Below are 4,189 nucleotides of genomic sequence, written 5' to 3'. Positions count from 1 at the left end.
GATCTGCACCGGCCGGTCCGATTTTCCCAATCAGGTCAACAACGTACTGTGTTTTCCTTACATTTTTCGCGGTGCGCTCGACTGCGGCGCCAGCGCCATCAATGAGGAGATGAAGATGGCGGCGGTGCGGGCAATCGCAGCGCTCGCACGCGAGGAACCTTCGGACGTCGCGGCCCGCGCCTATTCCGGCGAGACGCCGATCTTCGGCCCTGAATTCCTGATCCCTTCGCCCTTCGATCCGCGGCTGATCCTGCGCATAGCGCCCGCGGTCGCCAAGGCAGCCTGCGACACCGGCGTCGCGACGCGGCCGATCACCGACTTTGCCGCCTATATCGACAAGCTGAACCGCTTCGTCTTCCGCTCCGGCCTGGTGATGAAGCCGGTGTTCTCGTCCGCCAAGGCATCGAGCGCCAAGCGCGTCATCTATGCCGACGGCGAGGATGAGCGCGTGCTGCGGGCTGCCCAGGTGGTGCTCGAGGAAGGCATCGCCGAGCCGATCCTGATCGGCCGCCCGCACGTCATCGAAGTGCGCCTGAAGCGCTACGGCCTGCGCATCAAGCCCGGGGTCGATTTCGGCCTCATCAACCCGGAAGACGATCCGCGCTACCGCCACTATGTCGACCTTTTGATCGAACTCGCCGGCCGGCGTGGCGTGACGACGGAAGCCGCGCGCACTATGGTGCGCACCGACAACACGGTGATCGCAGCACTTGCGCTGAAACGCGGCGATGCCGACGCCATGGTCTGCGGCCTCGAAGGTCGATTCGAGCGGCATCTGCGCAACGTCACCTTGATCATCGGCCCCCGCGCCGGCATCAAGGACCACGACCTGTCGACGCTTTCCATGCTGATCTCGCAGCGCGGCATCATCTTTCTGACCGACACCCACGTCTCCGTCGACCCGACGGCGGAAGAAATCGCCGAGATGACGGTGCTGGCGGCGGAAGAAATCCAGCGCTTCGGCATCGAGCCGAAGGCAGCACTCTTGTCGCATTCCGATTTCGGCTCGCGCGATTCGCCCAGCGCCCTGAAGATGCGGCAAGCAGCGGCGATCCTGGCGCGCATCGCGCCTGACCTTGAATGCGATGGCGAGATGCATGCGGACACTGCTCTGTCGGAGCACCTGCGCCAGCGCGTCTATCCCCATTCGAGACTGAAGGGCGAAGCCAATTTGCTGGTGTTCCCCAACCTCGATTCGGCAAACATCACGCTGACGGCGCTCAGAACCATGACGGATGCGCTACATGTCGGGCCGATCCTGCTCGGCACCGACATGCCGGCGCATATATTGACGCCGTCTGTCACCTCGCGCGGCGTCGTCAACATGACGGCGCTTGCCGTGGTCGAAGCCGCCCACAAGGCACAAGCGGTCGTCAATCTGGGCTGAACACGGATTTCGCGGTAAACTGCAGTTAACCGCGAACACGGTAGCCTTGCGGGGCTAACAGCCGATTTGGAAGGCGGAGTTTGGGCGGATGGCAAGCGGAGGGTGGAAGCAGGCGCATGCTGTCGTGCTGCTTGGCCTGCTGTTGTCCGCAACCTGGGGAGTAGCCGAGCCACAGGCTGCTTCGCGGGTCTGCCGCCAGTTGGAAGCCGATCTTGCCGCGTCCTCGCGCGGCGGCGGTGGCGGTCCGGCGCTAGTCCGGAAATACGATTCCGCGATTGCCAGGCAGCATGAGCAGATTTCGAAGGCTCGCAGCCAGGCGAGCCAGGCCGGGTGCGGTTTTTCGCTGTTTGGCCGCAACCTCAATCAATGCGCCGGGCTCAACGCCACCATCGACCGCATGAATGCCAATCTCGACGCCTTGCAAAACAAGCGCGAGCGGCTGGCTGGCGGTGGCTCTCGCCGCGATCGCGGACGCATCCTGGCGGCGCTCGACGCCAATGGCTGCCGCGACGACACCGTTGCGCCTCGGCGTGCGCCTTTGCAGGAAGCGAACCGCGACGGCGGCAGCGCAAACCTGTTCGATCAGCTCTTCGGCGGCAACAGCAAGCAGCTCGATATGCTTGATGAACCCAACCAGCCCGACGATCCCAGCGAGGAGCGCAATGTCCGCCGTGTGCTCAACCAGCCCGGCGTACCGGATTTTCCGAGCGTCGGTGGCGAATTCCACACGTCCTGTGTGCGCACCTGCGACGGCTACTTTTTCCCTATGTCGAACTCGGCCTCGGCAGGCGATTTCGAACGCGACCAGAAGAATTGCGAATCGAGCTGCCCCGGCACCGAGATGCAGGTTTTCTATTCGCGCGGCATGGACGACGATTCGGCGTCGATGACGTCATCTGTCACCGGCCGGCCTTACAGCGAATTGCCGACCGCCTATCTCTACAAGCGGCCCGGCGTGTCGCGGCCGCCGGCTTGCGGCTGCAACGCCGCTGCGCAGGGTTTCCAGATCATCGCCGGCAATCCGCCGAATCCGGTGCAATCGCAGCCAGAGACAGACGCGTCATCATTCATTCCAGTCCCGGTTGCAAAACCTGATCCGGGCGCCGATCCCGAAACGCTGGCCAATCTGGAAGGTGGGCTCGACCGCGAGGCGATCAAGCGGCTTTCCGCGAGGCCGGTGACGTCGCCCGTGTCCGCGCTGCCGCCGGAACAGCGCAAGGTCAGGGTCGTCGGGCCAACGTTCCTTCCCGACCCATCAGCGGCAATAGATCTGCAAGCTCCGGCCCCGAAGGCAGTCCGGTAAGGGCTGTCCTGAGTGGCATGAACAACGCCTTGCCCTTGCGGCCGGTCGCTTCCCTGATCTTGCCCGTCCAGTCCTTCCAGATCGTCGCGGTCCAGGGTTCCTCCGGCAGCAGGTCGAACGCCTGTCGGAGAAAGTCGCGGTCGTCATCGGAAAATTGCGGCTTCTCCTGCGGTCCTTCGCGCAGGATGCGCCACCAGTTGACCGCATCGGCCAGCCTGTCGAGATTGCCGCGCACCGCCAGCCAGAACGGTTCGGCCTGCTCGCCGGAGACGCCGAGCACGATGAGACGGTCTTGTGCCTCGGCGAACGGCATGTGGTGCAGCAGCGACCGGTTGAGCACGAACAGCTCGTCCGGATCGAACTTGGCCGCGGATTTCGATGTCGCCGCCGGATCGAAGCGTTCGGCGAGTTCGCCCATCGTCGGCATCGCCGCGACATTCTCCGAAGTGCCTACCAGGACCGCCAATGATGCGACGGCCATCGGCTCGATCCCGTCCTCGCGCAGGCTTTCGATGGAGAGCGCGCCGGTGCGCTTCGACAAGCCCTCGCCCGATGCGGTGGTCAGGAGATTGTGGTGGCCGAACACTGGCGGCGTGGCAGCCAGTGCCTGGAACAGGGCGATCTGCACGCCGGTGTTGGTGACATGGTCGTCGCCGCGGATGACATGGCTGACGCCCATCTCGATGTCGTCGACCACGGAAGGCAGCGTATAGAGATAGGTGCCGTCCTCGCGCACCAGGACCGGATCGGAAAGCGAGGCCAGATCGACGGTTTCCTCACCGCGCACCAAGTCGTTCCAGTGGATTTCAGTGCGTTCCGGCTGTTGTGGATCGCCTGAGAAATTGGGCAGGAGAAAACGCCAGTGCGGCCGGCGGCCATCGGTCTGGTATTCGGCGATCTGTTCGTGCGTCAGGGTCAACGCCTCGCGGCCATAGACCGGCGGCAGACCGCGCGTGCGGCGCACCTTGCGCCTGAGATCCAGCTCCTCCGGCGTTTCGTAGCAGGCATAGAGAACGCCTGCCGCCTTCAGCCTCTCGACCGCCGCGTCATAGACTTCGAAGCGCCGCGACTGGTACTCGGTGGCGTCGGGAAAAATGCCCAACCAATGCAGGTCGTAGAGGATGGCGTCGGAAAACTCCTGCTTCGAGCGCGCAATGTCGGTGTCGTCGAAGCGCTGGATGAAGCGACCCTTGTTGTTCACGGCGAACAGCCAGTTGAACAGAGCCGTGCGCGCATTGCCGATATGGATGCGGCCGGTCGGCGAAGGGGCGAAACGAACGGTAACTGTCATGAGCGGGGCGTACCGGATGCTTTTACGATTGACAAGACGCGCCCCCGCGCTGCCCGGCAGACATAGAACATGGCGGCTGGAATGAAAAGACCGGGCGTTGGACGCCTCAGGAGGCACCCAGTCCGCAGGCGGCCTTTGTAACCGAGCGCTGCCAGCCGCTGGGGCCGACCACCGGTTGAAGGCGATCAGCGGCCGAAATCATCGGAAC

3 protein-coding genes are annotated in these 4,189 nt (G+C 64.0%); 2 read left to right on the top strand and 1 reads right to left on the bottom strand.

Annotation, left to right across the window (positions count from 1 at the left end; translation table 11 throughout):
- Together EN884_RS27875 and EN884_RS27870 are read left to right on the top strand one after the other, a co-directional pair.
- On the top strand, positions 1 to 1,387 hold a 1,387-nt coding region (locus EN884_RS27875; RefSeq protein ID WP_281034848.1), incomplete at its 5' end, for a phosphate acyltransferase.
- A gap of 88 nt (positions 1,388 to 1,475) precedes the next feature.
- Positions 1,476 to 2,690: a DUF2865 domain-containing protein gene (locus tag EN884_RS27870; protein WP_063167909.1), complete on the top strand. Its 1,215-nt coding sequence runs from the start codon at positions 1,476 to 1,478 to the stop codon at positions 2,688 to 2,690.
- On the opposite strand, the gene gltX is transcribed toward EN884_RS27870, so the two are convergent.
- Entirely contained in the window at positions 2,608 to 3,981 is a 1,374-nt protein-coding gene (gltX, locus tag EN884_RS27865; RefSeq protein WP_063167908.1) for a glutamate--tRNA ligase, read from the bottom strand. The genes EN884_RS27870 and gltX overlap by 83 nt on opposite strands.
- Between the last annotated feature and the right edge of the window lie 208 nt (positions 3,982 to 4,189).

The organism is Mesorhizobium sp. M7A.F.Ca.AU.001.01.1.1 (assembly GCF_004022735.1).
Classification (GTDB): Bacteria; Pseudomonadota; Alphaproteobacteria; order Rhizobiales; family Rhizobiaceae; genus Mesorhizobium; species Mesorhizobium ciceri.
This window is presented reverse-complemented; position numbering and strand designations above follow the sequence as displayed.

Bases quoted from the DNA above. Each gene is read 5' to 3' on its own strand.
- EN884_RS27870 (WP_063167909.1), top strand. From the start codon at position 1,476: ATGGCAAGCGGAGGGTGGAAGCAGGCGCATGCTGTCGTGCTGCTTGGC.
- gltX (WP_063167908.1), bottom strand. From the start codon at position 3,981: ATGACAGTTACCGTTCGTTTCGCCCCTTCGCCGACCGGCCGCATCCAT.